The 24,392-nt window shown below is 69.0% G+C and carries 23 protein-coding genes; 15 read left to right on the top strand and 8 right to left on the bottom strand.

Features of this window, described 5'->3' with window-relative positions; genetic code table 11:
- Positions 1–50 precede the first annotated feature (50 nt).
- From NL114_RS16540 to NL114_RS16520, 5 genes are all read left to right on the top strand, one after another.
- Positions 51–740, top strand: coding sequence for a hypothetical protein (locus tag NL114_RS16540; protein ID WP_254822022.1), 690 nt, complete (start codon positions 51–53; stop codon positions 738–740).
- 194 nt (positions 741–934) lie between these two features.
- A complete protein-coding gene (locus NL114_RS16535; RefSeq protein ID WP_254822021.1) occupies positions 935–2,077 on the top strand; it encodes a hypothetical protein in 1,143 nt (380 codons plus the stop codon).
- A gap of 107 nt (positions 2,078–2,184) precedes the next feature.
- Positions 2,185–3,297, top strand: coding sequence for a hypothetical protein (locus NL114_RS16530; RefSeq protein WP_254822020.1), 1,113 nt, complete (start codon positions 2,185–2,187; stop codon positions 3,295–3,297).
- Between the two features lie 106 nt (positions 3,298–3,403).
- On the top strand, positions 3,404–4,537 hold the full coding sequence (locus tag NL114_RS16525; protein ID WP_254822019.1) for a hypothetical protein: 1,134 nt from the start codon (positions 3,404–3,406) through the stop codon (positions 4,535–4,537).
- Between the two features lie 116 nt (positions 4,538–4,653).
- Entirely contained in the window at positions 4,654–5,808 is a 1,155-nt protein-coding gene (locus NL114_RS16520) for a hypothetical protein (RefSeq protein ID WP_254822018.1), read from the top strand.
- A 102-nt stretch (positions 5,809–5,910) separates the two neighbouring features.
- Here the strand turns inward: NL114_RS16520 and NL114_RS16515 are convergent, their stop codons facing one another.
- The 7 genes from NL114_RS16515 to NL114_RS16485 form a co-directional block, all read right to left on the bottom strand.
- Entirely contained in the window at positions 5,911–6,741 is an 831-nt protein-coding gene (locus tag NL114_RS16515) for an ABC transporter ATP-binding protein (RefSeq protein ID WP_254822017.1), read from the bottom strand.
- Positions 6,738–7,985: a branched-chain amino acid ABC transporter permease gene (locus NL114_RS16510; RefSeq protein ID WP_254822016.1), complete on the bottom strand. Its 1,248-nt coding sequence runs from the start codon at positions 7,983–7,985 to the stop codon at positions 6,738–6,740. Before NL114_RS16510 ends, NL114_RS16515 begins: the two co-directional genes overlap by 4 nt.
- A gap of 1 nt (position 7,986) precedes the next feature.
- Positions 7,987–8,853 carry a branched-chain amino acid ABC transporter permease gene (locus tag NL114_RS16505; protein WP_254822015.1) on the bottom strand — a complete coding sequence of 289 codons (867 nt, stop codon included), beginning with the start codon at positions 8,851–8,853 and terminating at the stop codon, positions 7,987–7,989.
- A gap of 33 nt (positions 8,854–8,886) precedes the next feature.
- The gene (locus NL114_RS16500; RefSeq protein WP_254822014.1) at positions 8,887–9,612 is read right to left on the bottom strand and encodes an ABC transporter substrate-binding protein; all 726 of its coding nucleotides are present in this window, start codon (positions 9,610–9,612) and stop codon (positions 8,887–8,889) included.
- Positions 9,513–10,256, bottom strand: coding sequence for an ABC transporter substrate-binding protein (locus tag NL114_RS16495; RefSeq protein WP_254822013.1), 744 nt, complete (start codon positions 10,254–10,256; stop codon positions 9,513–9,515). The genes NL114_RS16500 and NL114_RS16495 overlap by 100 nt, the downstream gene beginning before the upstream one ends.
- 125 nt (positions 10,257–10,381) lie before the next feature.
- On the bottom strand, positions 10,382–11,176 hold the full coding sequence (locus tag NL114_RS16490; RefSeq protein WP_254822012.1) for an SDR family NAD(P)-dependent oxidoreductase: 795 nt from the start codon (positions 11,174–11,176) through the stop codon (positions 10,382–10,384).
- A gap of 120 nt (positions 11,177–11,296) precedes the next feature.
- Positions 11,297–13,156 carry an ATP-binding protein gene (locus tag NL114_RS16485; RefSeq protein ID WP_254822011.1) on the bottom strand — a complete coding sequence of 620 codons (1,860 nt, stop codon included), beginning with the start codon at positions 13,154–13,156 and terminating at the stop codon, positions 11,297–11,299.
- A 134-nt stretch (positions 13,157–13,290) separates the two neighbouring features.
- On the opposite strand from NL114_RS16485, the gene NL114_RS16480 reads away from it, so the two are divergent.
- The gene (locus NL114_RS16480; protein WP_254822010.1) at positions 13,291–14,067 is read left to right on the top strand and encodes an NRDE family protein; all 777 of its coding nucleotides are present in this window, start codon (positions 13,291–13,293) and stop codon (positions 14,065–14,067) included.
- A gap of 38 nt (positions 14,068–14,105) precedes the next feature.
- On the opposite strand, the gene NL114_RS16475 is transcribed toward NL114_RS16480, so the two are convergent.
- Positions 14,106–14,543: a DUF1810 domain-containing protein gene (locus tag NL114_RS16475; RefSeq protein WP_254822009.1), complete on the bottom strand. Its 438-nt coding sequence runs from the start codon at positions 14,541–14,543 to the stop codon at positions 14,106–14,108.
- Between the two features lie 126 nt (positions 14,544–14,669).
- Here NL114_RS16475 and NL114_RS16470 point away from each other — a divergent pair, with 126 nt between their 5' ends.
- From NL114_RS16470 to NL114_RS16430, 9 genes are all read left to right on the top strand, one after another.
- The gene (locus NL114_RS16470) at positions 14,670–16,244 is read left to right on the top strand and encodes an anthranilate synthase component I family protein (RefSeq protein WP_254822008.1); all 1,575 of its coding nucleotides are present in this window, start codon (positions 14,670–14,672) and stop codon (positions 16,242–16,244) included.
- Positions 16,241–16,858, top strand: a complete 618-nt coding sequence (locus NL114_RS16465) for an anthranilate synthase component II (RefSeq protein ID WP_254822007.1) — start codon at positions 16,241–16,243, stop codon at positions 16,856–16,858. Before NL114_RS16470 ends, NL114_RS16465 begins: the two co-directional genes overlap by 4 nt.
- 101 nt (positions 16,859–16,959) lie before the next feature.
- The gene (locus tag NL114_RS16460) at positions 16,960–17,472 is read left to right on the top strand and encodes a TRAM domain-containing protein (RefSeq protein ID WP_254822006.1); all 513 of its coding nucleotides are present in this window, start codon (positions 16,960–16,962) and stop codon (positions 17,470–17,472) included.
- A gap of 1 nt (position 17,473) precedes the next feature.
- The gene (locus NL114_RS16455; RefSeq protein WP_254822005.1) at positions 17,474–17,941 is read left to right on the top strand and encodes a Tfx family DNA-binding protein; all 468 of its coding nucleotides are present in this window, start codon (positions 17,474–17,476) and stop codon (positions 17,939–17,941) included.
- Between the two features lie 83 nt (positions 17,942–18,024).
- Positions 18,025–19,227, top strand: coding sequence for an FIST signal transduction protein (locus NL114_RS16450; protein WP_254822004.1), 1,203 nt, complete (start codon positions 18,025–18,027; stop codon positions 19,225–19,227).
- A complete protein-coding gene (locus tag NL114_RS16445; RefSeq protein WP_254822003.1) occupies positions 19,224–20,591 on the top strand; it encodes a sensor histidine kinase in 1,368 nt (455 codons plus the stop codon). The genes NL114_RS16450 and NL114_RS16445 overlap by 4 nt, the downstream gene beginning before the upstream one ends.
- 45 nt (positions 20,592–20,636) lie before the next feature.
- Positions 20,637–21,455, top strand: a complete 819-nt coding sequence (locus NL114_RS16440; protein ID WP_254822002.1) for an SDR family oxidoreductase — start codon at positions 20,637–20,639, stop codon at positions 21,453–21,455.
- 511 nt (positions 21,456–21,966) lie between these two features.
- Positions 21,967–23,265, top strand: coding sequence for a tRNA (N(6)-L-threonylcarbamoyladenosine(37)-C(2))-methylthiotransferase (locus NL114_RS16435; RefSeq protein ID WP_254822001.1), 1,299 nt, complete (start codon positions 21,967–21,969; stop codon positions 23,263–23,265).
- Positions 23,266–23,386: 121 nt separating this feature from the next.
- A complete protein-coding gene (locus NL114_RS16430) occupies positions 23,387–24,379 on the top strand; it encodes a hypothetical protein (protein WP_254822000.1) in 993 nt (330 codons plus the stop codon).
- The last annotated feature ends 13 nt before the right edge of the window (positions 24,380–24,392 follow it).

The raw sequence follows: 24,392 nt of genomic DNA, 5'->3' as shown, positions 1-24,392 counted from the left end.
CACTCCGCCGGGCGCCCGGCGAGCCCGTGCCGCAACCGAAGTGAACCATCATGAGCGACGATAACGAGAACACGGTCATCGGCACGGCGTTCGAACTGCAGCGGAACACCCTGAAGCTCGGCCAGCGCGCGCTGGAGCAGACCGCGGAGACGCGGCGCAGCTTCAACGACCTCGTCATCGGCGGGCTGGAGACCCAGGAGGAGGCCCAGAAGCGCACGCTCGAATTCAGTCAGGAGTCCATCGACAGCCTGCTCGACGCCATCGAGGAGAACGTCGACGGGTCCGAGGACACGGTCCAGGATATCCGCGACGCCGTCGACGAGGGGTTCGAGGACATCCAGGAGCAGCAGGGTGAGCTGTTCGAGTCGCTCTCCGAGCGCTACGACCCCGACGAGGAGGACGTCCGCCCGCTGAGCGAGGAGTTCCTCGACGCGCTCAACGAGCAGCTCGACTTCCTCATCGACGCCAACGAGGAGCTCGAGGGCGCCACCGTCGACACCTTCGAGGAGGTCCTCGACCGCCTCGAGGAGCTCCAGGACGAGTACGAGAACCAGGGCGAGGAGTTCCAGAACCAGTTCGAGGACCAGCTCGACCGCTTCCAGGACCAGTTCGAGCAGCGTCTCGACCGCCTGCAGGAGGTCCAGGACCGTTTCGAGGAGCTTCAGGACGAGGTCGAAGAGGACCTCGAGGAGATCGAGGAGTCGCTCGACGACGTCGAAATCGACGACGAGGAGGAGTAGCCCACCGACTCGGGTGGCGAGCGGTTACCCGATGTCGAGAGGAGACGCCGTCCCACTCCATGCAGTTCCCAGCTACCGGTGGTGACCGGCTTCGGTCCGCTATTTAAGTTGAACGGTTGAACGAGCGTTAAATAGCGCCCCATATCGGCGGTGAAAAGGCTTTGTCCCGGACCAACCACCGACAGGTAGAGCGAATGGACGGAACTGACGGCGGAACGATAGTAGTGGTAGCGTTACTCATCCTGGGTTCCATCACGGGTACGGGACTCGTGGCAGCCGAGGACTTCGCCAGTTCCTCCGACGGCGACCTCACCAACGGCGAGGTCATCAAGGTCGGAGAGGACGATGACGACCAGGTCAAGGACATCAACTACACGTTCGTCCTCGCCGACCACACGCCGGGCAAGGAGGTCGACGCACGGCACTTCGCGGTGGGACTGACGGAGAACGCGACCCTCCACCGTATCAAGCTGTACAGCGAGGACTTCGGGTACAGCAACTGCGAGCCCGACAACACGGCGGCGTTCGGCATCGACCGGAACGACGACGACCCCGGGACGAACACGGACGTCTCGTTGCTGACCTCCTTCAAGAGCTACACCTCCGAGGAGAACTTCATCGACATCACGTACTACAAGGAGGAGAAACTCGCCGGCAGCCCGATCGGCGGCTCCGTCTACGACCAGATCGTCGCGGCCCAGAACGGCTGCTACGACAACCCCTCCGAGCCGGGCTGGTACCGCATCAACGGCACCATCACCGGGAGTACCAACGGCGATACGACGACCGACTACAAGATCCGCGACCTCTCGCAGTGGATCTACATCTGTGACTGTTCCTCGCGCGCGGAGGCCGAGTCGAAGCTCGGCCCGCCGCCAGGACAGGGTGGCTCCGGTAGCGACGGCGACGGCGGGTCTGGAGGCAGCACTCCGACGGCGACCGCCACCGCGACGGAAACCACGGCCGCCGCGCCGAGCGAGTCGACGGCCACGGCGACCGCCACCGTGACGGCTACGGCGACCGCCACCGCGACGGCGACCACCACCACGACGGAAACCGCGACCGCCGCGCCGAGCGACGGCGGCGGTGATGGCAGTGATGGCGGCGGTAACGCACGGACGAGTACCGGGACCGCCACACCGGGCACCGACGGTGGGGACGGACCAGATGGTGATTCGAGCGCGGCGACGGCGACAGCGGCCCAGCAGCCCGCACAGGGCGACGCGGGTGCCGGACAGCCCTCGACGCCGACGGTCGGCGATGGCCCCGGCTTCGGTGTGGTGGTCACACTCGGCGGCGCACTGCTGGCCGGGCTGCTCGCACTGCGGCGCGACTGACACCCGAGCGGCCTCCGCCTCCGACGTCGAGGACGGCCACTGATAACTCCCCCTTCAAATATGAACAGAACGTTCAAAAAGTTCCTGCTCATTGACTCGGCGCATAGATGAGTGTTGCAGGGCGGAAAGTGGTGCTGGGGGCGGTCGCACTGGTGGTGGTCATGGCCGTTGTCGGAATCGGCATCGCCGCGGCAGCTGACAAACCTAGCGCGACGGACGGTGACGTAACGAACGGTGAAGAGCTGAAGTCCGCCGAGGACGACGAGGATCAGGTCCTCGATACGAACTACACGTTCGTCGTCGACAACCCACAGCCCGGTGCGGAGGGCGACGCCCGGCACTTCGCGGTCGGGTTGACCGAGGAGATCACGCTCCACCGTATCAAGCTGTACAGCGAGGACATCGGCTACAGCAACTGCGAGCCCGACAATACGGCGGCGTTCGGCATCGACCGCGGCAACGACGACCCCGGGACGAACACGGACGTCTCGCTGCTGACCTCCTTCAAGAGCTACACCTCCGAGAAGAACTTCATCGACATCAAGTACTACAAGGAGGAGAAACTCGCGGGCGGACCCATCCAGGCGTACGTGGACGACCAGGTCGTCGCGGCCCAGAACGGCTGCTACGACAACCCCTCCGAGCCGGGCTGGTACCGCATCAACGGCACCATCACCGGGAGCTCCAACGGTGACACGACGACCGACTACAAGGTCCGTGACCTGTCCGGGTACTTCTACGTCTGTGATTGTGCCAGTCAGCAGGAGGCCGAATCGACGCTCGGCCCGCCGCCGAACGAGGACAGTGGGGGCGACGGCGGTGACGCCAGCACGCCGACGGCGACCGCAGCGGCGACCACGACTGCGACCCCGTCGGGCAGCGACGACCCGACGGCCACGGCGACCGGAACCGCAACGGCGACCGTGACGGCCACGGCATCCGCGACCGCGACGACCACGGCCGCCGCGACCGCGACGGCAACCGCAGACGGCGACGACGGAGGAGGTAGCACGAGCACGAACACCCAGACGGCGACGGCCGCGAGCGGCGACGGCGGGAGCGCGAACAGGGACACGGCGACGGCCGCGCGACAGCCCGCCCAGGGGGACGCCCCGGACTCGGGGGCGGTCGAGACTCCCACGATCGGCGCCGGACCTGGGTTCGGTGCCGGGGCGGCGCTTCTGGGCGGGCTCGTCGCGTTCCTGCTAGCGCGCCGGTAGCTCGGTCCACCCCGATTTCTGTCGAACGGGCACGGGCGAATTTAAAAAGCCGCAGTTCTGTCGCCCAACCCGGATGTGGGAGAGCCCGTTCATAGACGACAGACGTATGAGACCGAAACACACGACCACGCTTCTCGTGGCGGCGGTGCTCGTCCTCGCGTCCGCGGTAGGTGCGGGGCTCGTCGCGGCCGAGGATTTCGCGAGCGCGACCGACGGGGACACCACGAACGGTGAGGAGCTGAAAGCAGCGGAGGACGACGACGACCAGGTGTACCAGATAAACTACACCTTCGTCCTCGAGAACCACCAGCCGGGCCACGTCGACGGCGCGGCGAAGCACTACGCCGTGGGCCTGACCGAGAACGGGACCCTCTACCGCATCAAGTTGGTCTCGGACGACTTCGGATTCGGGAACTGCGAACCGAGTGACGCCAGCGCGTTCGGCATCGACCGCGGGAACGACGACCCCGGGACGAACACCGACAAGTCCCTCCTGACGGCGTTCAAGACCTACTCCTCCGAGGAGGACTTCATCGACATCGTCTACTACCGGGAATCACAGCTGGCCGGCGAACCGGTCCAGGGGAGCGTCCATGACCAGATCGTCGCGGCACAGAGCAACTGTTACGACAACCCCTCGGAACCGGGCTGGTACCGCATCAACGGCACCATCACTGGGCACGTCGACTCCGACGATGACGGGACGGACACGGACTACAAGATCCGCGACCTCTCGAACTGGGTCTACGTCTGTGACTGCGATTCGCGCGCGCAGGCCCGCGAGAAACTTGGCCCGCCGCCGGGCGAGGGCGGTGGCGAGCCGGGTACCGCGACGGCCACGGCGACTCCGGTAGAGACCGCGACGGCGACACCCGAGAGCGACGGAGAGGGAGCCGGTACTGCCACCGCGACGGCGACACCGACGCCCGGGAGCGATGGGGGTAGCGGGAGTACCACCGCGACGGCAACGGCGACCGCGACCGCCACCGGCGGCGGTGGCGACGGGGGGACGGCGACCACGACTGCGACCACGACCGCCGCCGGCGACGGCAGCGGCAACGGCGGCGGCAGCGGTAGTACCACGACCGCGACCCCGACCGCCACCGTCGGTGGTGGCAACGGTGGCAGCAGCGGTGATGGCCTGACGCCGACCGCCGGTTCCGGTCCCGGCTTCGGCGTCCTCGCGACCCTGCTCGGCGGCCTGTTGACGACCGCGCTCGCGCTCCGGCAACGCGACTGAATCCGCGCGGTAGCCCCGCTCTGCCGTGTTCCTCTATTCTCCATCTCATTTCAACCACGGAGTATTTCCGGGGGAAACTCCACTACCGGTGGCCTGGTCAGCTACCTGCTAGGACTATGTGGGGCGACAGAGCCGGGCGTCCGGGGCGCATCGTCGCGGTGGGGGCACTGGTGCTGGCCGCACTGGTCGGCGTCGGCGTGGTCACGGCGGAGGACATGCCGAGTGCCACCGACGGGAACATCGCCAACGGCGAGGAACTGAAAGCGGCCGAGGACGACGACGACCAGATCTACGAGGTCAACTACACCTTCCGTCTACAGAACCACCAGCCCGGCTTCACCGACGGCGCAGCGGAACACTACGCCGTCGGGCTGACGGAGAACGGCACTCTCCACCGTATCAAACTCGTCTCCGAGGATTTCGGGTTCAGCAACTGCGAACCGAGCGACGCGAGCGCCTTCGGCATCGACCGGGAGAACGACGACCCGGGCACCAGCACCGACAAGTCGCTCCTGACGGCCTACAAGAGCTACACCTCCGAGGAGGACTTCATCGACATCACGTACTACAAGGAGGAGAAACTCGCCGGCGAACCGGTCGAGGGGTCCGTCTACGACCAGATCGTCGCGGCCCAGAACGACTGCTACGACAACCCGTCCGAGCCGGGCTGGTACCGCATCAACGGCACCGTCACCGGCAACGTCGCCGGCGGCACCGAGACCGACTACAAGATCCGCGACCTCTCGAACTGGGTCTACGTCTGTGACTGTACCTCGCGCGCCGAGGCCGAGGAGCAGCTCGGCCCACCACCGGGACAAGACGGCTCCGAGGACACCGACGAAAACGGTGGTTCCGCGACCCCGACTCCGACCGCCACCGCCACGCCGGCGAACGGCGACTCCGGCGGTGGCAGCGAGCCCACGGCCACTGCGACCGTGACACCGACTCGGACGCCGACACCGACTCGGACGCCGACCAGTAGTGGCGGGGCGGGCGGGTCCGGGAGCGACCCCTCCGGCAACGCGTTGACGCCGACCGCCACGCCGACGAGCGGCAGTTCCGGCGGCGGGGGCGGCGGGGGCGGCGGGGGCGGTAGTTCGGGTGGGGGGAGTACCGCCGGCGCCACGACCACCACGGTGACCGCTGCCGGAGGAGTCGGTAGCGGGCCCGCCCCCACGACCCCGACGGTGGGCACCGGTCCCGGCCTCGGTGCTATCACCGCGCTGAGTGGCCTCCTCGCGGTGGCGCTACTGGGACTTCGGAAGGACTGACGAGAACCCAGAGTATCTTCGAAGCCGCTGATATAAGAGATGGATGCGCAACGCTATCTGACGAGTCCGAGAATATAAAAGATATCCGGGGCCGACCTGCGCTCAGTCCTCGGACCCGAGATACGCCTTCCGGACCGCCGGGTCTTCCGTGATCTCCTCGGGGGTGCCGTCGGCGATCTTCTCCCCGAAGTTGATGACGATGGCGCGGTCGATGAGCTGGAGCAGGCCGCGCATGTTGTGGTCGACGACGATGAACGTCGTGCCCTCGTCGCGGAGGCTCCGGATGAGGTCCGACAGGCCCTTCACGTCCTCCTCGGCGAGGCCCGCGAACGGCTCGTCGACCAGCATCAGGTCCGGATCCGTCGCCAGCGCACGCGCCAGTTCGAGACGGATCATGTCCGCGTGCGGGAGCTCGTCGGGGAGCTGGTGGAGTCGCTCGCCGAGGCCGACCCGCTCGCAGAGCTCGACCGCCTGTGCCCGCGTCCGGCCGCGCAGCCCGGAGGTCGAGAACAGCCGGTCCGGGACCAGGGAGATCTGGACGTTATCGACGACCGTTCGGTCCTCGAGCGGCCGGAACTCCTGGAAGGTCCGGGCCATCCCGTTCTGGACCATCCGGTAGAACGCGGAGCCGGTCACGTCCTTCCCGTCGTAGTAGACGGTTCCCTCGCTGGGCGGGTAGACGCCGGTGATGCAGTTGAACGTGGTCGACTTCCCGGCGCCGTTCGGGCCGATGAAGCCGAGGATCTCCTGCTTCTCGACCGCGAAGGAGAGGTCGTCGACGGCGACGAGCCCACCGAACCGCTTGGTGAGGCTGTCGACGACCAGCACGCCGTCGTCGGGACCGTAGCTCTCGGACGCGTGGTCGGTCGACTCGCCTGTCGCACCGCCCTCCAGGTCGGTGGGAGTGTCACCCCCCTCTGATTCGGCACTCATCGGTCGTCACCTCCGCCCGTCAGTTCGCGGAGTTCGCGGGTGAACTTCGCGACGATGCGCTCGAGCGTCGTCGAGCCGCCCTCGGTCCAGCCGGGGCCCGCACCGTCGGCCGCGACCTCCTGTTCCTCGCCGCCGTCGCCACCGGACCCACCGGTGCCGTCGTCGGCGCTCTCCTCCCGACTGCGGACGGCCCGCAGGATGCGGGGGACCATCCCCTCCGGGATGTAGAACAGGAAGAGGAACGTGGCGGCGAGGAAGAGGAAGAAGTAGATCTCCGCGATATCGACGCCGAGCACGGGGACGGTCGCGTTGATGTTGGCGATGTAGATGCGGAACAGGAACAGAACCAGGCCCGCGACCGCGGCCCCGACGATGGTCCCGATGCCGCCGAGGATGGCGGCGATGATGACCTCGATGCTGATGACCAGTGCCAGCAGGTCGCTGGGCGTGGCGATGCCACCGAGGTACGTGTGGACGTACATGGCGCCGGCGAGGCCGCCGATGGTCCCCGAGAGGATGAAGGCGAACAGCTTGAACTTCGCCGGATTGAGGCCCGCGGCCTCGACCGCCAGTTCGTCCTCACGGATGGCTGTCAGGACGATCCCCGCGTCCGAGCGGGTGATCGCCAGGAACAGTCCCAGCGTGAAGACGAACAGGAGGAACGCGTAGGCGTAGTTCATCGCGGGGTCGACGCTGAGGGTCCCGGTGAACTTCCCCGTCGCTCCGCCCGTGAGCTCGGGCCAGAACTTGAACAGCCCGAGCACGATGATCGGGGTGACCAGCGTGATGAGCGAGAAGTACGGCCCCTGGAGCCGCAGCGACGGAACCCCGATGAGCAGCCCGGCGATGGCCGCGGCGACCATTCCGAGGGGGATGCTCATCATCAGTCCCAGGCCGAAGTCTGCGTTGAGGATGGCACTGGTGAACCCGCCGATCCCGAAGAAGAGGCCGTGACCGAACGATATCTCACCGGTGTACCCCGAGACGACGTCCCAGGACATCGCGAAGACGGCGAAGAACAGCGCTCCGGTGAAGTTCCCCAGGAGCAGGCTGTTCACCCTGACGATACCGAGCCCGGGGATGGCGACGCCGTACCCCCGGAGCAGTGGAAGCACCGCCAGCAGGACCAGTCCGAGCAGTCCGACCCGGGTGGGCCACCCGAACCCGCGTGGGTCGACCATCTCGAGGAGGCTCCGCTCCTCGTACTCCTCGGCAGTCGGCGCGTCGGAAGTTTCTCCTGCCATGTTAGCCCTCCGTGAGTTCCCGGCCGAACAGCCCCTCCGGCCGGAGGATGAGCACTGCGACCAGTACAATCAGGCCGGACACCCCGGCGAGCTGTGAGTCGATGTACTGGACGGTGATCTGGTCGAGGAAGCTGATGACGTAGGCGCCGACGATGCTCCCGCGGATCGAACCCAGACCGCCGAGGACGACGATCGAGAAGGACAGCAGGAGCGGGTTCCGGCCCATCAGCGGGTTGACCGACTGGAACGTCGCCAGGAACACGCCGGCGATGCCCGCCAGCGCGGCGGCCAGGATCCAGGTCAGGGTGAACACCCGGTCGGCATCGATGCCGACGATGGCGGCCCCCTTCCGGGACATCGAGGTCGCGAGGATGGCCTGCCCGGTCTTCGTCCGGTTGACGAAGTAGAACAGGGCACCGATGACGACCCAGCTGGCGATGAACACGAGGAGGCGGTTCGACTGGACCGAGGCGCCCCCCAGCGCGAGGCTCCCCTCGACGATGCCGGGGAGGACCTTCGGTTCACCGCCCTCGAGGATGAGGAACACCTGCTCGACGAGGAGTCCAGCGACCAGCGAGAGGATGAGCACCGACACCGGATTGTCGGAGACCTTCTTGAGGATGCCCTTGTAGAGGGCGACCCCGGCGACCCCGGCGACGACCGCCGCGATGGGTATCGCGAGGGCGACGTTCTGACCGGCATCGACGATGTAGAAGGCGATGTATCCACCGATGGTCAGGAACGCCCCGTGGGCGAGGTTCAGGATACCTCCGACCCCGAAGATGAGGGTGAACCCGACGGCGATCAGTGCATACAGCGCCCCCAGCATGAGGACGTTGATGCCGACCGTGATTGGACTTACTGCCATTTATGTATGATAGGGAGTTGCTGGTGGGGCGGTTCAGACCCAGGGCGGCTTCTTGTACTCAGAATCGGCCAGGCTGTCGGGCCAGATGGTCTTCTGGACGCCCTCGCCGTTCTCCTGCTGCCACTGGAAGTAGACGCCACGGGCGTACTCCGCACCGTACCGGACGTCGTGCGGGTACTTCTTGTCCTGTCCGTAGAACTCGATCTGCCCGGAGGTGCCGGTGTAGGACGTGGCCTCCAGTTCCGTGACCAGGTCGTCGCTGTTGACGGTGCCGGCGGACTCGATGGCCTCCTTCAGGATGTACATCGCGTCGTAGGCGCTGTACCCGCTGTACACCGGATAGCCGTCCTGGGCCTCGTTGTACGCCTCGGCGTACGGGATGGTCTTCTCGGTGACTGCCGAGTTCGGCGTCGCCGTCGTCTGACTGAACGTGGCGATGGCGGCCCCGCTGGTCGCCTCGTAGAACGACGGGAGCTGCGTCGGGACGTGGATGCCGCCGAACCCGAACGGGCGCTGCTGGCCGGCCCACTGGCCGAGCGCGTTCACACCGGTGTGTGCCAGGGCGGTGAAGCAGCCGTCGACGTTCTCGCTCTCCAGCTGGTCGTACACCGGCGAGAAGTCCTCGGTCCCCTCGGAGACACGGCGAGCGGAGGTGAGCGTCACGTCCGCCCGGTCCTCGAGGTTGTTCTTGATCTTCCGGGTGACCGGTTCCGTCCACTTGTACTGCTCGGCGACGAAGGCGACCCGCTCCCAGCCCATATCGGCGAACCTGTCCTCAGCGTACTGGAGCAGGCTGTCGCCCAGGAACGAGGAGTTGACCGGCCCACCCGGAACCAGTACTTGTACTTGTCGTAGTCCGTCTTCACCTGTGCCGGGGCCTCGGGTGTCGCCGAGCCGGCGGTCAGGTGGACGGTCTTCTTCTGGGCGATGTTCTGCATCAGCGCCAGCAGCTGCTCGGAGCCGAAGATGCCGATGGTCGCGTCGACCGCGTCCCCACCGGAGGTCATCTCCTCGTATCGCTGCCGGGCGACGCTGGGCTGGTCCTTCGTGTCGCCGCTGACGACCTCGACCGTGGCGCCGTTCTCGCCGATACCACCGTCGTTGTTGATCTCATCGGCGGCCAGCTCGACGCTGTTGATGATCGAACTCCCGAACGACTGCTCTGCCGGGCCGAGCGCACCGACACGGATGGTATCCGGGAGGCCACCGCTTCCGCCGTCGCCACCATCACCACCGCCGCCGTCACCATCACCGCCGTCGGACGGGCCTGTACAGCCGGCCAGTCCCGCGGCGACACCCGCCGCTCCGAGTCCGGTTACCTTCAGGAAGTCCCGCCGGTCGGAGTCGGCGTGGTCAGGTGTCTCGCCCTCGTTCGCACCGCTTCGGTTTCCATCGTTAGCCATACCGGTGGCACGTTAGCCCACCGCACAGATAAATGTGTGGGGCCGTCGTATGCCGGTTACAATATAATGGTCTCTGGTGACGAGAATAATAGACCCCCGATGACGTGGACGAGGTTCCACCTCCGCTACCGGGCCGTCCAGCCGCCGTCGACGGAGATCGTGGCGCCGGTGAGATAGCTCGCCGCCGGCGACGCGAGGAAGACCGCGGGGCCAGCAACCTCCTCGGGGTCGGCGAACCGGTCGAGCGGCGTTCGCTCCCGGATAGAGGCTGCGAGCTCCTCGTTCCCGGTCAGGTCCTCGGTCAGGTCCGTTGCGACGTAGCCGGGTGCCAGGCAGTTCGCCCGGACATCCGGCGCCCAGTCCAGTGCGAGGCTCTTCGTGAGGCCGACCAGTCCGTGCTTCGAGGCCACGTAGGGGTGCTGACGCGGCAGTCCGACGAGCCCGCCGACGCTGGCCACGTTGACCAGTGACCCCCCCGTCGCTTCTAGGTGCTCGGCCGCCGCGTGGGCGCAGGCGTAGGCCCCCCGGAGATTAACGTTGTTAACCTGGTCGAACCCGTCGGTGTCGACGCGGTCGGGGGTGCCGAGTGCGGCCTCGGGGTTGATGCCCGCGTTGTTGACGACGACGGACGGCCGCCCGAGTTCCGCCGCGACGGTCTCGAAGCAGTCGAGCACGTCCGCCTCGTCGGCCACGTCCGCGGTGGCCACGCACGTCTCGGCCCCGTACTCGTCGAGTTCGGCCGCCACCTCCGCAACGTCAGATTCCGTCCGTGAGACGGGTGCCACGGCTGCGCCCGCCGCCGCGAGTCCGTGAGCGATGGCCCGCCCGATACCGCGTGACCCGCCGGTGACGACCGCCACCTCGCCCGACAGGTCGAACGCCCCGGGGAAGTCGAAGCGAGGGGCGTCATCGGTATCCATACCACCTCCCTGTGGACGGGTCACATATAAAGATACGTACCTGACGGGGGGTCCGAATCGCCACACTGCGTGGTTGTCGCCGGACGGCGACGCAGACGACGGTTCGGCCCCGGCCGTGTTTCAGTCCCGGCCGTGCTTCGTGAGGCAGTTCGACAGCCCGATGAGCTCGACGGGCTCGGAGTTGTCCGGCGAGTAGACCGCCAGCTGTCCCTTCTCGAAGTAGGGGACCTTCCCCTCCAGCGCGCTGGGGAGGTTGACCGCGGAGACGGCGTCCTCGTCGCCGAGGTTCAGCACGAGCCGCGTGTTGACCTGCTTGAAGATGGGGTCGGCGATGTCCTGGGGGTCCTGCGTGATGAGGAAGAGGCCGAGCCGCTCCTTGCGCCCCTGCTTGGCGGCCTCGGAGAACTTCGAGACGACCTTCCGGGCCTGCACGCTGTCGGCGTCGGTGAGGAAGTTGTGTGCCTCGTCCATCCCGAGGACGAGCGGCGTCTCCTTGATGCGGTCGTAGGTGGGGTCGTTCGAGAGCTTCTGGTCGACGAGCAGGGACGCGACCGCAAGGACGACGGTCGTCGCCTCCCGCGAGGAGTTGATGTGGTACGTGGGGACGGTCGAGAGCCCTCCGGGCCGGACGAACTCGTTGACGAGGTCGGTGATGGGCTGGGCGTCCTGGTCGAAGACGCTCCCGAAGCCGTATGCCCGTCGCCGGACGGCGTCGAAGGTGGCCTCGTGGACCTGCCCGGACTCGTGGAGCTCCTCGCGGAGCGCCGGGTCGTCGAGGAAGGTGGTGAACTCGTCGTACGTGCCGCTATCGCCGTGTTGCTGGAAGAACCGCTCCAGCAGGCGCTGGAGGGCCGGATACTGGTTGTCGTTAAGACCCGCAGAGGCGACGAGCCAGGGCCGCTCGCGGACCATCGAGAACGGCACCGTGAACGGGACCTGCTCGGCGCGGTGGTGGCCGCCGGAGTAGCCGGCCGACCCGACCTGCGGGACGAACGCCTTCGTGTCGTCGTAGCCGCCGAACTGGAGCCCCTCCCGCTCGTAGCGCCGGGCGTCCTCGTCCGTGATGGCGTCGTTGTCGTCGTGCATCTGGGCGTACTCGTCCTGCGGATCGAACTGGACGACGGCGACGCCCGGCGTCCGGTCGTCGTCCATCTCGTACGTGCGCCCGAGGTACTGCCGGAGGACGTTCTTCGTGGCGTGTGTCTTCCCCGACCCCGTGCCGCCGGCGACGAGCGCGTGCCGGAAGACGAGCGGGTCGCCCGAGTCGTAGGAGTCCGAGAGCCGGTAGTCGACCGTCGGTGGAGACGCGCCCGTCCGCACCTTCTCGCCGCCGACCGCGAGGTGGCCGAGGAAGACGCCGTCCTCGGGGATCTTCAGCCCGGTCTTGATCTCCGTCTCGTCGGTCGCCTCCCGGACGACCGTCTCGGGACGAGGCACACGGTCGGCCATCCGCCGCCGGAGTTCGCCGCCCTCGCGGTAGAGGACCGAGAGGGGTTCGAGCGTGGCCATGAACTTGTAGTCGCGCTCGTCGGCGGCATCCTGTCGCATCGCCCGCCGGGCGTGAATCTCGGTCGCGTCGTCCGAGCGGAACTCCTGGGCGTACTCGAGCGCGGTGATGCGCGAGAACAGCAACTCGCCGTCGGGATACGGCGCGACGAGGTACTTCCCGATTCGGACCCGGGAGCGGTTGTTCACCGTGACGTAGGCTTTCATCCGCGTGTCGCGCTCGTCCTCGCTGATGACGAGCCCCTCCGAGGCCGAGAGGGTGCCGAGCCCCTCGTCCGACCCGGCCGGGGTCGCGGCCATCTCGTCGAACCGCTCGGCGTCGTCGCCCGCACCGCTTCCAGCGTCGGCCTCCGTGGCCGCGCCGTTCTCCGCTCCTGCCGACCCCCCGCCGGCATCCGTGTCGTCGGCCCCGTCGCCCTCGTCGTCGGGCGTGAAACTGGCGAAGTCGCCGAGGTCCGAATCGGAATCGGTCATGCGGGCACGGTGGTGCGGCCCCCCGTATTACCGTTCGCCGCACGGTGGAAGTGGTCCTCGGGAGCGTGCTAACGGGTTCACCACCGCATCGACTGCCACGCGGATTTATGCGGCCAGGTGGCCTACGGCACGGCGTGTGTACCCTCATCCTCGCCTGGCAGACGTTCGCGGACGCGCCGGTGACGGTCGCGGCGAACCGCGACGAGGCGGACGGCCGCCCAAGCAGCCCGCCGGCCGTCCGCGATGGTCCGCTCCGCTACGTCGCACCCCGTGACGAACGGGCGGGCGGCACCTGGATGGGATACAACGAGGCGGGCCTGTTCGTCGGCATCACGAACCGGTGGAAACCACTCCGCGACGGCGAACGCTCCCGGGGACTGCTGGTACAGGACGCGCTCGGCCACGAGACCGCCGAGGACGCGGCCCGCTTCGTGGAGCGGACCGTCGAAGATGGCGGTTACAACCCGTTCCACCTCGTCGTCGCCGACGCGACCGCCGCCATCCTCCTCTCGTGGGACGGCCGCCTCATCGTCCGGAACCTCGACCCCGGCGTCCACGCCGTCGTCAACGTGGGCTGGGACGGGAGCTACTTCGTCCCGGAGAACCGCCCGGAGGTCGGCCTCCAGCAGGCCGAGGATACCGACCGTGTCCGCGAGGAACTGCGCCCCGAGCCCGGAGAGAACGCCCGCGAGTTCATCGACCGGGCCCGGGCCGTCCTCGGCGACCACGAGTACGGGCGCTGCATCCACGGTGACGGCTTCGGCACCCAGTCCTCGTCGCTCCTCCGCATCGGTCCGGAGGGCGCCGTCTTCGAGTACGCCGACGGCAAGCCCTGCGAGACCGAGTACGAGCCGGTTCCGGGGCTGGACGGGGCGCTGGCCGGCGCAGGGGCGGAGTCGGAGTCGAGGTGAGCGCGCCGGCCGCCCGGCCGCCCGACCGCGGGCCGGGGTCAGTCGTCCTCGAGGAACGCGAGCGTTTTCGGGTCCCGCTCGCCGTCGTAGTACCGTTCGATGGCCGTCCTGAACGGCTCCGGGTCGTCCGCGACCGCCTCGAACAGCGTCATCGACGAGCGGAACTTCAGGTCGTCCGGGTGGCCGAATATCTCGTTCGCCGTGCGACCCTCGACATCGTTGACCAGCTCCGTCCACTCGCGAAGGCGCCGGCCCAGCACCGGGTGTTCGAGGTAGGCCTCGGCCTCCGCCCGCGACGAGATGGCGTAGCGCCGCGTCGTGGGGCTGCTGCCGAGGCCGGCGACCTGCGGGAAGACGAACCAGATCCAGTGATTCCGCTTGTCACCCGCCCGCAGTTCCCGCTCGACCGTCTCCATGACCGAGTCCTGTGCCTCGACGAAGCGCTGCAGGTCGTGCGGGTCGTCGGCGTCCGCCATGCTTTCTGGGGCCCACTCGACGGCCGACGGTCATAATCCTGCTGCCGAGTCCCGAGAGCGACACACCCGGCAGCCCCGCTGTGGGGACCGCAAGACGGTTAGCCACCGGTCGCTACCGACCACCCAATGACGACCGTCGTCACCGACCGGGCGGCGTTCGAGCGGGTCGCCCGCTCGGCACCCACCCACGCTCGCGTCCCGGTCGAGGTCAGGGCCACGGTGGCCGACCCCTTCGACGCCTACCGCCGGGCCCGCGACGGCCCGGGCGGCGTCTACCTCGAGACCACCGGCGGGCAGGACGGCTGGGGCTACTTCGCCGTCGACCCCGTGACACGCGTGCAGGTGGGACCGGACGCGATGACGGTCCAGCCGCGTGACGACGGACAGCAGCGTGACGACACCAGCGACGACGACCCGCCGGGGCCGTTCGACCCGCCGGACTCCCCGACACTCGAGACACTTCGGTCGGTACTCGACGCCGAGACGCTCGCCCGTGGCGACTGCGACGTGCCGTACCCCTGCGGCGCGGTCGGCTGGCTCTCCTACGACGTGGCCCGGGAACTGGAGTCGCTGCCCGAGACGACGACCGACGACCGGGGGTTATCCCGGATGCAGCTGGCCGTCTTCGACCGCGTGGCGGCGTGGGCGGAGCCCCGCGGCGAGCGCACGACCCTGCGCGTGACCGCATGCCCCCGCCTGGACGCTCACGACGACGCGGGGGCCGCGTACGAACACGGTCGGGCGCGCGCGATGGAACTCGTCGAGCGCATCGAGCACGGCGACCCCGGGGTGGGGCGGCCACCCGTCCGCGCCGAACGAGCGACCTTCGAGAGCGAGTGCGGCCGTGCGGCCTTCCGCCGGCGCGTCCGGCGCATCAAGCGCCACGTCCGCGACGGCGACACCTTCCAGGCGAACGTCTCACAGCGGCTCGTCGCCCCCGCCGCCGTCCATCCCGTCGCGGCGTACGCCGCGCTCCGGCGCGTGAACCCGGCGCCGTACTCGTCGCTGCTGGAGTTCCCGGGCGTCGACCTCGTGAGCGCCTCGCCCGAACTGTTGCTCGACGTGGCGCCGGACCCGGCCGGCGACGGCAGCCGCCTGCTCACCGAGCCCATCGCCGGCACGCGACCGCGCGGGGACACCGACGCCGAGGATCGCGCCCTCGAACGCGACCTCACCGGCGACGAGAAGGAGCGCGCCGAGCACGCGATGCTGGTCGACCTCGAACGGAACGACCTCGGGAAGGTCTCCGAGTACGGCTCCGTCGACGTGCGCGAGTACCGCCGCGTCGACCGCTACGCCGAGGTGATGCATCTCGTCTCGCTGGTCGAGGGGCGCCTGCGCGAAGGGTACGACGTGGCCGACGCGCTCGCCGCGACGTTCCCGGGCGGCACCATCACGGGCGCGCCGAAGCCGAAGACGATGGCGCTCATCGACGAGGTCGAGGCCACTCGCCGGGGGCCCTACACGGGGAGCGTCGGCATCTTCGGCTTCGACGGGCGCGCCACCTGTAACATCGTCATCCGGACGCTCGTGCGCACGGGCGAGGAGTACGGGCTCCGCGTCGGCGCGGGCATCGTCCACGATTCGGACCCGGACGCCGAGTACGACGAGACGCTGGCCAAGGGCCGGGCCCTGGTGACCGCCGTGGACGAGGCGCTGGCCGGCGCCGACCTCGCGGTCGAGGAGGTGTCGGCGGATTGAGCGCGGGGTCCGACCTCGGGAGCCAGTCGGCCGCGGACGAGCCACGTCCCACGGTGCTCGTGGTGGACAACTACGACTCCTTCGCGTACAACCTCGTCCAGTACGTCGGGACGCACGCGGACGTGGTGGTCCGCCGGAACGACGCCGTCGACACCGACGACATCCGGGCACTGGACCCGGACGGCATCGTCGTCTCACCGGGGCCCGGGACGCCGAGCGAGGCGGGCGTCTCGATTCCGGTGTTCCGTGACCTGCGGTATCCGACGCTCGGCGTCTGTCTCGGTCATCAGGCGCTGTGTGCCGCCCACGGTGCCGAGGTCGGCCACGCACCGGAGGTCGTCCACGGCAAGCCCTCGACGGTCCGCCACGACGGCGCGGGCGTGTTCGCGGGGCTGCCGGAACGGTTCGACGTGGGGCGATACCACTCGCTGGCCGTCGAGCGCGGGAACCTGCCGGACGCGCTTGGGGAAACAGCGTGGACCGATGACGAGCGCCGGGTGGTGATGGGCGTACGGCACCGGGACCGGCCCCACGCGGGGGTGCAGTTCCACCCGGAGTCGATTCTGACGGACGCCGGGGAGCAGCTCGTCGCGTCGTTCTGCGGTTCGCTGTGAGGTCGCTCCGGCGGCTCCCCGAGGCTTCCGCTGTGGGTCGCTGTGACGGACGAGCGGTCCACCCGGGACCGTTATAACCCGTCCCGGCAAACCCACCGTGTATGTCGGACTGCCCACTCGCGGACGATTGCCCCAGTTTCTCCGAGCGTATCGAGGGGATGGGCTGTCAGCACTACGGCGACCGGGGTGGCGCCGAGTGGTGTCAGCACTACAATCAGCCGATCCGCGACCTGAAGTCCCAGCCGGTCAAGCCCGGTGAGGAGATCGTCGTCACCGTCGAGGACATCCACGAGAGCGGCGCCGGCGTCGGCCGCACGGAGGACGGGTTCATCGTCCTGGTCGACGGCGTCCTCCCGGACGCACGTGCGAAGGTCCGTATCGACACCGTCCGCTCCAGTCTCGCCTGGGCCGAGGAGGTCGAGCGCCTGCCGTTCGAGGAGGAAGCGGACGACGAGGACGCGGATGGGGACGAGGACACGGGCCTCGACGACGCCGACCCCGCGGCCCAGGACGACGAGGAGGACGACGAGGCCGAGGGAGAGGGGGAGAGCAACCGGCGCGCCAAGCGTGAGCGGCTGGGCAGCCGTGACAACTTCTGGGGCAAGGACGACTGACGTGAGCGACGACGGCCTTCCCGACGTCGACGCGATACTCGGCGAGGTCGGGTTCGACCCGGAGACGAGCGTTCTCACGCGCCGACAGGCGGAGGTACTGGTCTACCGCGAGCGGGGCATCGCACAGGCCGACATCGCGGAGAAGCTGGGGACCTCGCGGGCGAACGTCTCCTCCGTCGAGGCCAGCGCCCGCGAGAACGTCGCCAAAGCCAGGGAGACGGTCGCGTTCGCCGAGGCACTCGACGCGCCCGTCCGTGTCACCGTCGAGTCCGGGACCGACCTCTACGACGTGCCGAACCGTGTCTACTCCGCCTGCGACGACGCCGGCGTCAAGGTGACCCGCACCGCGCCGGAGCTGATGAAGCTCGTCGGGGACGCTGCGGGCGACGCCGTACAGGGCCGACAGGTCCGGACGGACATCACCGTCGCCGTCACCGGTAGTGGACAGGTTACCGTCCGCCGGTCCTGAGGTCGAAACCGGTTTCGGAAGGTTCTCTCAGAGGCTGTAAACCGCCGGTGGAGTTATTCGGTGCCACGTGAACATCGGAGCAGATGAGCGACCGGTTCGTGGTGGGACTGGCCGATGGCGAGGACGGGCAGGTGGCGGCCCGGGAGGCGTTGCGCCGTGCTGTCGACGGTATCGATGTGGAACCGGGCGACGCGTCCTTCGCCGTCGTGTTCGCGTCCCCGGTGTACGACCCGGAGGTGGTGGCGGCGACCGTTCGCGAAGCCACGGAGGCACCGCTGCTCGGCTGTACGTCCGCCGGCGAGTTCACGCACCGAACGTGGGCGTCGGGGTCCGTGGGCGTCGCGCTCTCGATGAGCGACACCCACCAGCTCCACACGGGGCTGGGCCACGGCGTGACCGACGACGAGGAGGCGGCCGTCCAGGAGGCGATCACGGGGTTCCCGAACAGCCCGACCAACCCGACGACACACCCCCACCGCTCGGTACTGAACCTCCACGACGGGCTGGCCGGGAAGGGCGAGGAGGTGACGCTGGCGAGCAAGGTCGAGCTGGGTCCGGACGTCCGCATCGCGGGCGGGTCGGCGGGTGACGACCTCGAACTGGAGGCGACGTACGTGATGGCCGACGACGCGGTGACGACCGACGGCGTCGCGCTGGGACTGGTCGAGTCACGCACCGCGCCCGTCGTCAGCGTCGCACACGGCCACAGCCCCATCTCGCCGCCGCTTCGGGTGACCGAGAGCGAGGGTCCGGTGGTCCACGAACTCGACGGCGAGCCGGCGTTCGAGGTGTGGCGCGAGCAGATCCGCGAGCACGCCGCCGATGACGGAATCGACGTGGACGCGTTCGAGGCCGGCAGCGAGGACCTCTCGATGGCGCTCACGAACTACGCGTTCGGCCTCGTGACCGGAAACGGGCTGAAGATCCGCTGGCCGGGGCTCACCACCGCACCAGGGGGGTCGCTCCGGTTCGCCTGCTCGATGCCCGAGGGGGTGGTCCTCCGGGTGACGGCGGGGTCCCGGGAAGCACAGGTGGAGTCGGCGCGCCGGGCGGCCCGGGAGGCGCGCGAGTCACTCGGCGGCGAGGCGGCCGGCGCGCTCGTGTTCGACTGCATCTGCCGGTCGACCGCCCTCGGGGACGGGTTCTCCGCCGCGGTCGACGCGATGGCCGACGAACTCGACAGCCCGCTGCTCGGGTTCGAGACGTACGGCGAGGTGGCGATGGACCGCGACCAGTTGAGTGGCTATCATAACACGACGACGGTCATCTACCTCCTCCCACGATGAGCCGGGTCGACTTCGGCGAACTGGTGACGGGGCTGAGCGAGACGGTCGGCTACCGGCGGGCGCGAGAGGTGGTCGAAGCGGCGGTCGCGGCCGTGGACCTCGGCCAGCAGAGCGACTACGCCGTCGACGAGGCGCTGGAGATCTGTGACCACATCGCCTCGACGCACGAGTCGCCGCTGTCGCTGGCCGCCCGGGCGCTGCGCAACCGGCTCCGGGTCCGCCGGCTGGACCGCTCGGCCACGGACGCGCCGTCGCTGTTCGAGAACGCGGTCGACCCGGCCGTCGAGGTGGCCTTCACCGCCGAGGGCGCGGTGGTTCGCCGGACGAACGGCCGCTTCGCGGACGCGTTCGGCATCAACTCGACGACGACCGTCGGGTCGCTGCTGACGGAGCTGCCGGTCCCGCCCCACGATACCGACGAGCTGACCGACCTCCTGAACGAGCTCCGGACCGGTGAGACCCTCGACGTCGAGGTGACCGGCCAGCTCGGGAGCGACAGCGAGGACGAGCAGCGCGTGTTCCGTCTCCGGGGCATCGGCGCCCTCCAGGGCGAGGAGGTGACCAGCGGCTACCTCGTCTACACGGATATCACGGAGCGCCGGCGGCGGCGGTGGGAACTAGAGCGGCGCAACGAACATCTCGAGGCGTTCGCCAGTATCGTGAGCCACGACCTCCGGAACCCGCTGGGTATCGCGCAGGGATACCTCGACCTCGCGCGGGACGAGACGGAGGTCCCCCACGCAGCCGACATCGAGGAGGCGCTGGACCGGATGGACGAGATCATCGAGGAGATGCTGGTGCTGGCCCGGGGCAGTCAGACCATCGAGGACCCGGAGGGTGTCGATGTCGAGCGCGTGGCGCTGGAGGCGTGGCGGCACGTCCCCACCGGTGACGCCGAACTCGAACTCGGCGACCTCGGGCGCATCCGCTCGGACCACACCCGGCTCCTCCACGTCTTCGAGAACCTCTACCGGAACGCCGTCGAACACGGTTCGACGAGCCCCGCTCCGGAGGAGCGGGACGCCGTGGAGCATGGCTCCACGGGCAGCCGGACGCAGTCCGGCGACGGGGTCAGCGAGGGCGCCCAGTCGGTCGCCGCGAGCGGCGGCGGCGGCGCCGCGGCCGTCACCGTTCGTGTCTGGCTCGATGACGACCGCCTCCACGTCGCCGACGACGGGCCGGGCATGGACTCCGAAATCATCGAGCAGGCGCTCGATGCCGGATACAGCACCCAGAGTGACGGCACGGGCCTGGGCCTGTTCATCGTCAAGGAGATCGCCGAGGCCCACGACTGGACCGTCGAACTCGGGGAGAGCGAGGCCGGCGGATTGCTGGTCACCTTCCACGGTGTCGAGCGCGAGTAGTCGACGACAGGGAAGCTTTACCGCGCCGCCGTACCACCCGCCGGCATGGACCTCGACCTCGATGGGAACGCAGCGCTGGTGACCGCGGGCAGCGCGGGCCTCGGCCGTGCGAGCGCCCTCGCTCTCGCGGCGGCGGGCGCGGACGTGGCGGTCTGTGGCCGGACGCCGGAGCACCTCGACGAGGCCAGCGAGCAGTTGCGGGCCGTCGGGTCCGGCGACGTGCTCGTGGTGGAAGCCGACATCACCGAGAAGGAGGCCGTCGAGGGGTTCGTCGAGCGCACCGTCGAGGAGTTCGGGCGTCTCGACCACGTCGTGACCTCGGCCGGCGGCCCGCCGTCGGGGCCGTTCCTCGACACCGACGACGGCGACTGGTACCGCGCGTACGACCTGCTGGTCATGTCCGCGGTCTGGACGACGCGAGCGGCGTACCCGCATCTCGCCGACGCGGCCGGGGACGGCGACCGGGCAGGCGAGAACGGCGCCAGCACCATCGTCAACATCACCTCCCGCTCGGTGCAGGAGGTCATCGACGGGCTGGTCCTCTCGAACAGCGTCCGGCGGGCCGTCATCGGCCTGATGAAGACGCAGGCCCGCGAGTTCGCACCCGAGGTCCGGGTGAACGCGGTCCTCCCGGGCGCCCACGAGACGGACCGCATCGGTGACATCATCGAGCAGTCGGTCGAGCGTGGCGAGTTCGCCGACTACGACGAGGGCCGCGAGTCCTGGAACGAGGGCATCCCCCTCGAACGGATGGGGCGCCCGGAGGAACTGGGTGAGGCGGTCGCGTGGCTCTCCAGCCCCGCCTCCTCGTACGTGAACGGGACGGCCCTGCCCGTGGACGGTGGGGGCCTGCGGAGCGCGTAGCGACGGCGCGACACCCGGTGCGTTCGCTCGCAACCCGTCAGTCGGACGGGCGCGCGCTGGCGGCTGTGCCGCAGGCCAGCCGCCGCGCACGCGCGAGGGACGAGAAGCGAAGGCCGAGCGAAGCGAGGCCGAGCATCGCAGGCGGCTGGGGAGGCGTGAGGCCCACGGACCCGACTGACGCACTGCGGCCCTGGCGGAATCGAAGGTGAGCCGAGCGAAGCGAGTCCAGCGGAAGGCGAGCGCGCTCGACCCGTCCCCGGCGACGCAAGCACCGCAGCGACCGCAGGGAGCGAGGAGCACAGCGAGCCGCGGACGGTGAGTGGCGAAGCCGCGAACAACGTCAGTCGCAGCCCGCGCAGGCCGGAGGCCGAGCAGGAACGTCTGACGGTAGTCGAGAGCGTGAGGGCTTCGGAGGCGGACCGAAATTCACACTCACAACAACCACCGAACTCCCGCTACCGAACCCGTGGCCTTTTGCTGACCCACCCGCAATCCCCCACAACACGAAGCGATGGCCCGCTACCACATCGAGACGTACGGGTGTACGTCCAACCGGGGGGAGAGCCGCGAGATCGAGCGGCGGCTCCGCGACGCCGGCCACCACCCCGTCGACGGGCCGGACGAGGCCGACGTGGCCATCCTCAACACCTGTACGGTCGTCGAGAAGACGGAGCGGAACATGCTCCGGCGGGCCGAGGAACTCGAATCCGAGGTCGCGGACCTCATCGTCACCGGCTGCATGGCGCTCGCGCAGGGCGAGGAGTTCGCGGACGCCGATATCGACGCGCAGGTCCTCCACTGGGAGGAGGTCCCCGAAGCGGTCACGAACGGGGAGTGCCCGACGACGACGCCCGACGCCGAGCCCGTCCTCGACGGCGTCGTCGGCATCCTCCCCATCGCGCGGGGCTGCATGAGCAACTGCTCGTACTGCATCACGAAGTTCGCGACCGGACGCATCGACAGCCCGAGCGTCGCGGAGAACGTCCGCAAGGCGGAGGCACTGGTCCACGCCGGCGCGAAGGAGCTCCGTGTCACTGGCCAGGACACTGGCGTCTACGGCTGGGACGAGGACGAGCGCAAGCTCCCCGAACTCCTGGACCGTATCTGCGACATCGACGGCGAGTTCCGCGTCCGCGTGGGGATGGCCAACCCCGGCGGCGTCCACGGCATCCGGGAGGAGCTGGCCGACGTGTTCGCGCGCAACGAGAAGCTGTACGACTTCATCCACCTGCCCGTCCAGTCCGGAAGCGACGAGGTGCTGGAGGAGATGCGCCGCCAGCACCGCGTCGCGAAGTTCCGCGACATCGTCGAGACGTTCGACGACCGGCTCGACCACTGGACGCTCTCGACGGACTTCATCGTCGGCTTCCCGACCGAGGACGAGGCCGACCACGAGCAGTCGATGGAGTTGCTGCGGGAGGTGCGGCCCGAGAAGGTCAACGTCACCCGGTTCTCGAAGCGGCCGGGCACGGACGCCGCCGACCTGAAGGGCCTCGGCGGCACCGTCAAGAAGGAGCGCTCGAAGGCGATGAGCGAACTCAAGCGCGAGGTGGTGCTGGAGGCCCACCAGGAGATGGTCGGCGAGCGCCGGCGCGTCCTCTGTGTCGAGCAGGGGACCGGCGACTCCGTGAAGTGCCGGGACTCGGCCTACCGGCAGATCATCGTCCAGGGCGCCTCCGAACACGGCGTCGAACCCGGCGACTTCCTGGAGGTGGAGGTGACGGCCGCGGAGACGGTCTACTGCTTCGGCGAACCCGTCCGGTCGGCCGCCGACCGGTCCGATGGGGCACGGACGCCCGCGGACGACTGACGGATATCTCGCGAACCTCCGACATTACTCGGTAATCATCAGGACTCTCCGATAACAGCTCGTTCAAAGGCCTCTTTGTGCCTCCACGAAGCGTTTATCAGTGCCGAGCGGAGGCCTCACCATGCGAGAGGAGCCCCCCACGGACGCATCGACCGGCGACCGCTCGCGGCGCGCCGTCCTCGGCCTGACGGCCGGGGCGCTCGCCGGCGTCGCCGGCTGTATCGACCTCGGAAGCGGTTCCGACGACGAGCCGACCCCCGGCTCACCCACCGATACGCCGACCGACCGGCACACGCCGACCGGCAAGGGCCCGAACGGGTCACCGACGCCCGTCGATCCCGCGGACGTGACGCTGACCGGTACCTCGGTGCAGTCCTCGGCGCTGGGGCGGCACATCATGGGCGGGTTCCTCGACCTGCGCACGAGCGATGGCTGGCTGGTGTACGTCGCCATCGGGACCGACGAGCACACGCCCGAGGGGAACAGCCGCGCCTTCCAGAACGCCGAGGGGTATCCGGCGCGTGACGCCCTCCGGCTCGACGTACAGGCCGGCGACGTGGTGCAGACCTACGAGGAGTCACGCCGGCGAAACTACTCGCTCGTCGGCGACGCCGAACGTGCCTGGACGGCGTTCGAGGTGCCGGCCGATATCGACCCTGACGAGGCGACCCTGCGGTGGCCCGCGGAGGAGCGGACGCTCGGGCAGCTGCCCACGTCGGCACTGGAACGGCTCGGGAGCCAACCGCCCGCGTTCACGCTGGAGTCGTTCGTCGCGGGCGAACCCGGAACGACACCCGGCCCGACCCCGCACCAGTCGCCGACGCCGGACCACGACGACTTCCCCACCACGACCGTCGACTACGAACTCGTCGTCCGGAACGAGGGCGGTGCGGGTACCTTCCGCGGATTCCTGGACCACGAGACGCCGAAGGAGGAGTTCATCGCGGACTACAGCCAGGGTGGCGCTCGGCTGGCGACCGACTTCGCGGCCGGCGAGGAGCGGACGCTCACCGGCGAGTACACCCTCTACCACCGTGAGGACCAGGCCACCGTGCAGGTCCGGGTCGAGACCGCGGGCGGGAGTGCAACCTCCCGGGCTGCGACCGATAACTGACCTTCACGCCGCA

It is taken from the genome of Haloglomus halophilum, from assembly GCF_024298885.1.
Lineage (GTDB): Archaea > Halobacteriota > Halobacteria > Halobacteriales > Haloarculaceae > Haloglomus > Haloglomus halophilum.
Note: the sequence above shows the minus strand (reverse complement) of the source record. Positions and strands in the feature narration are given on the sequence as shown.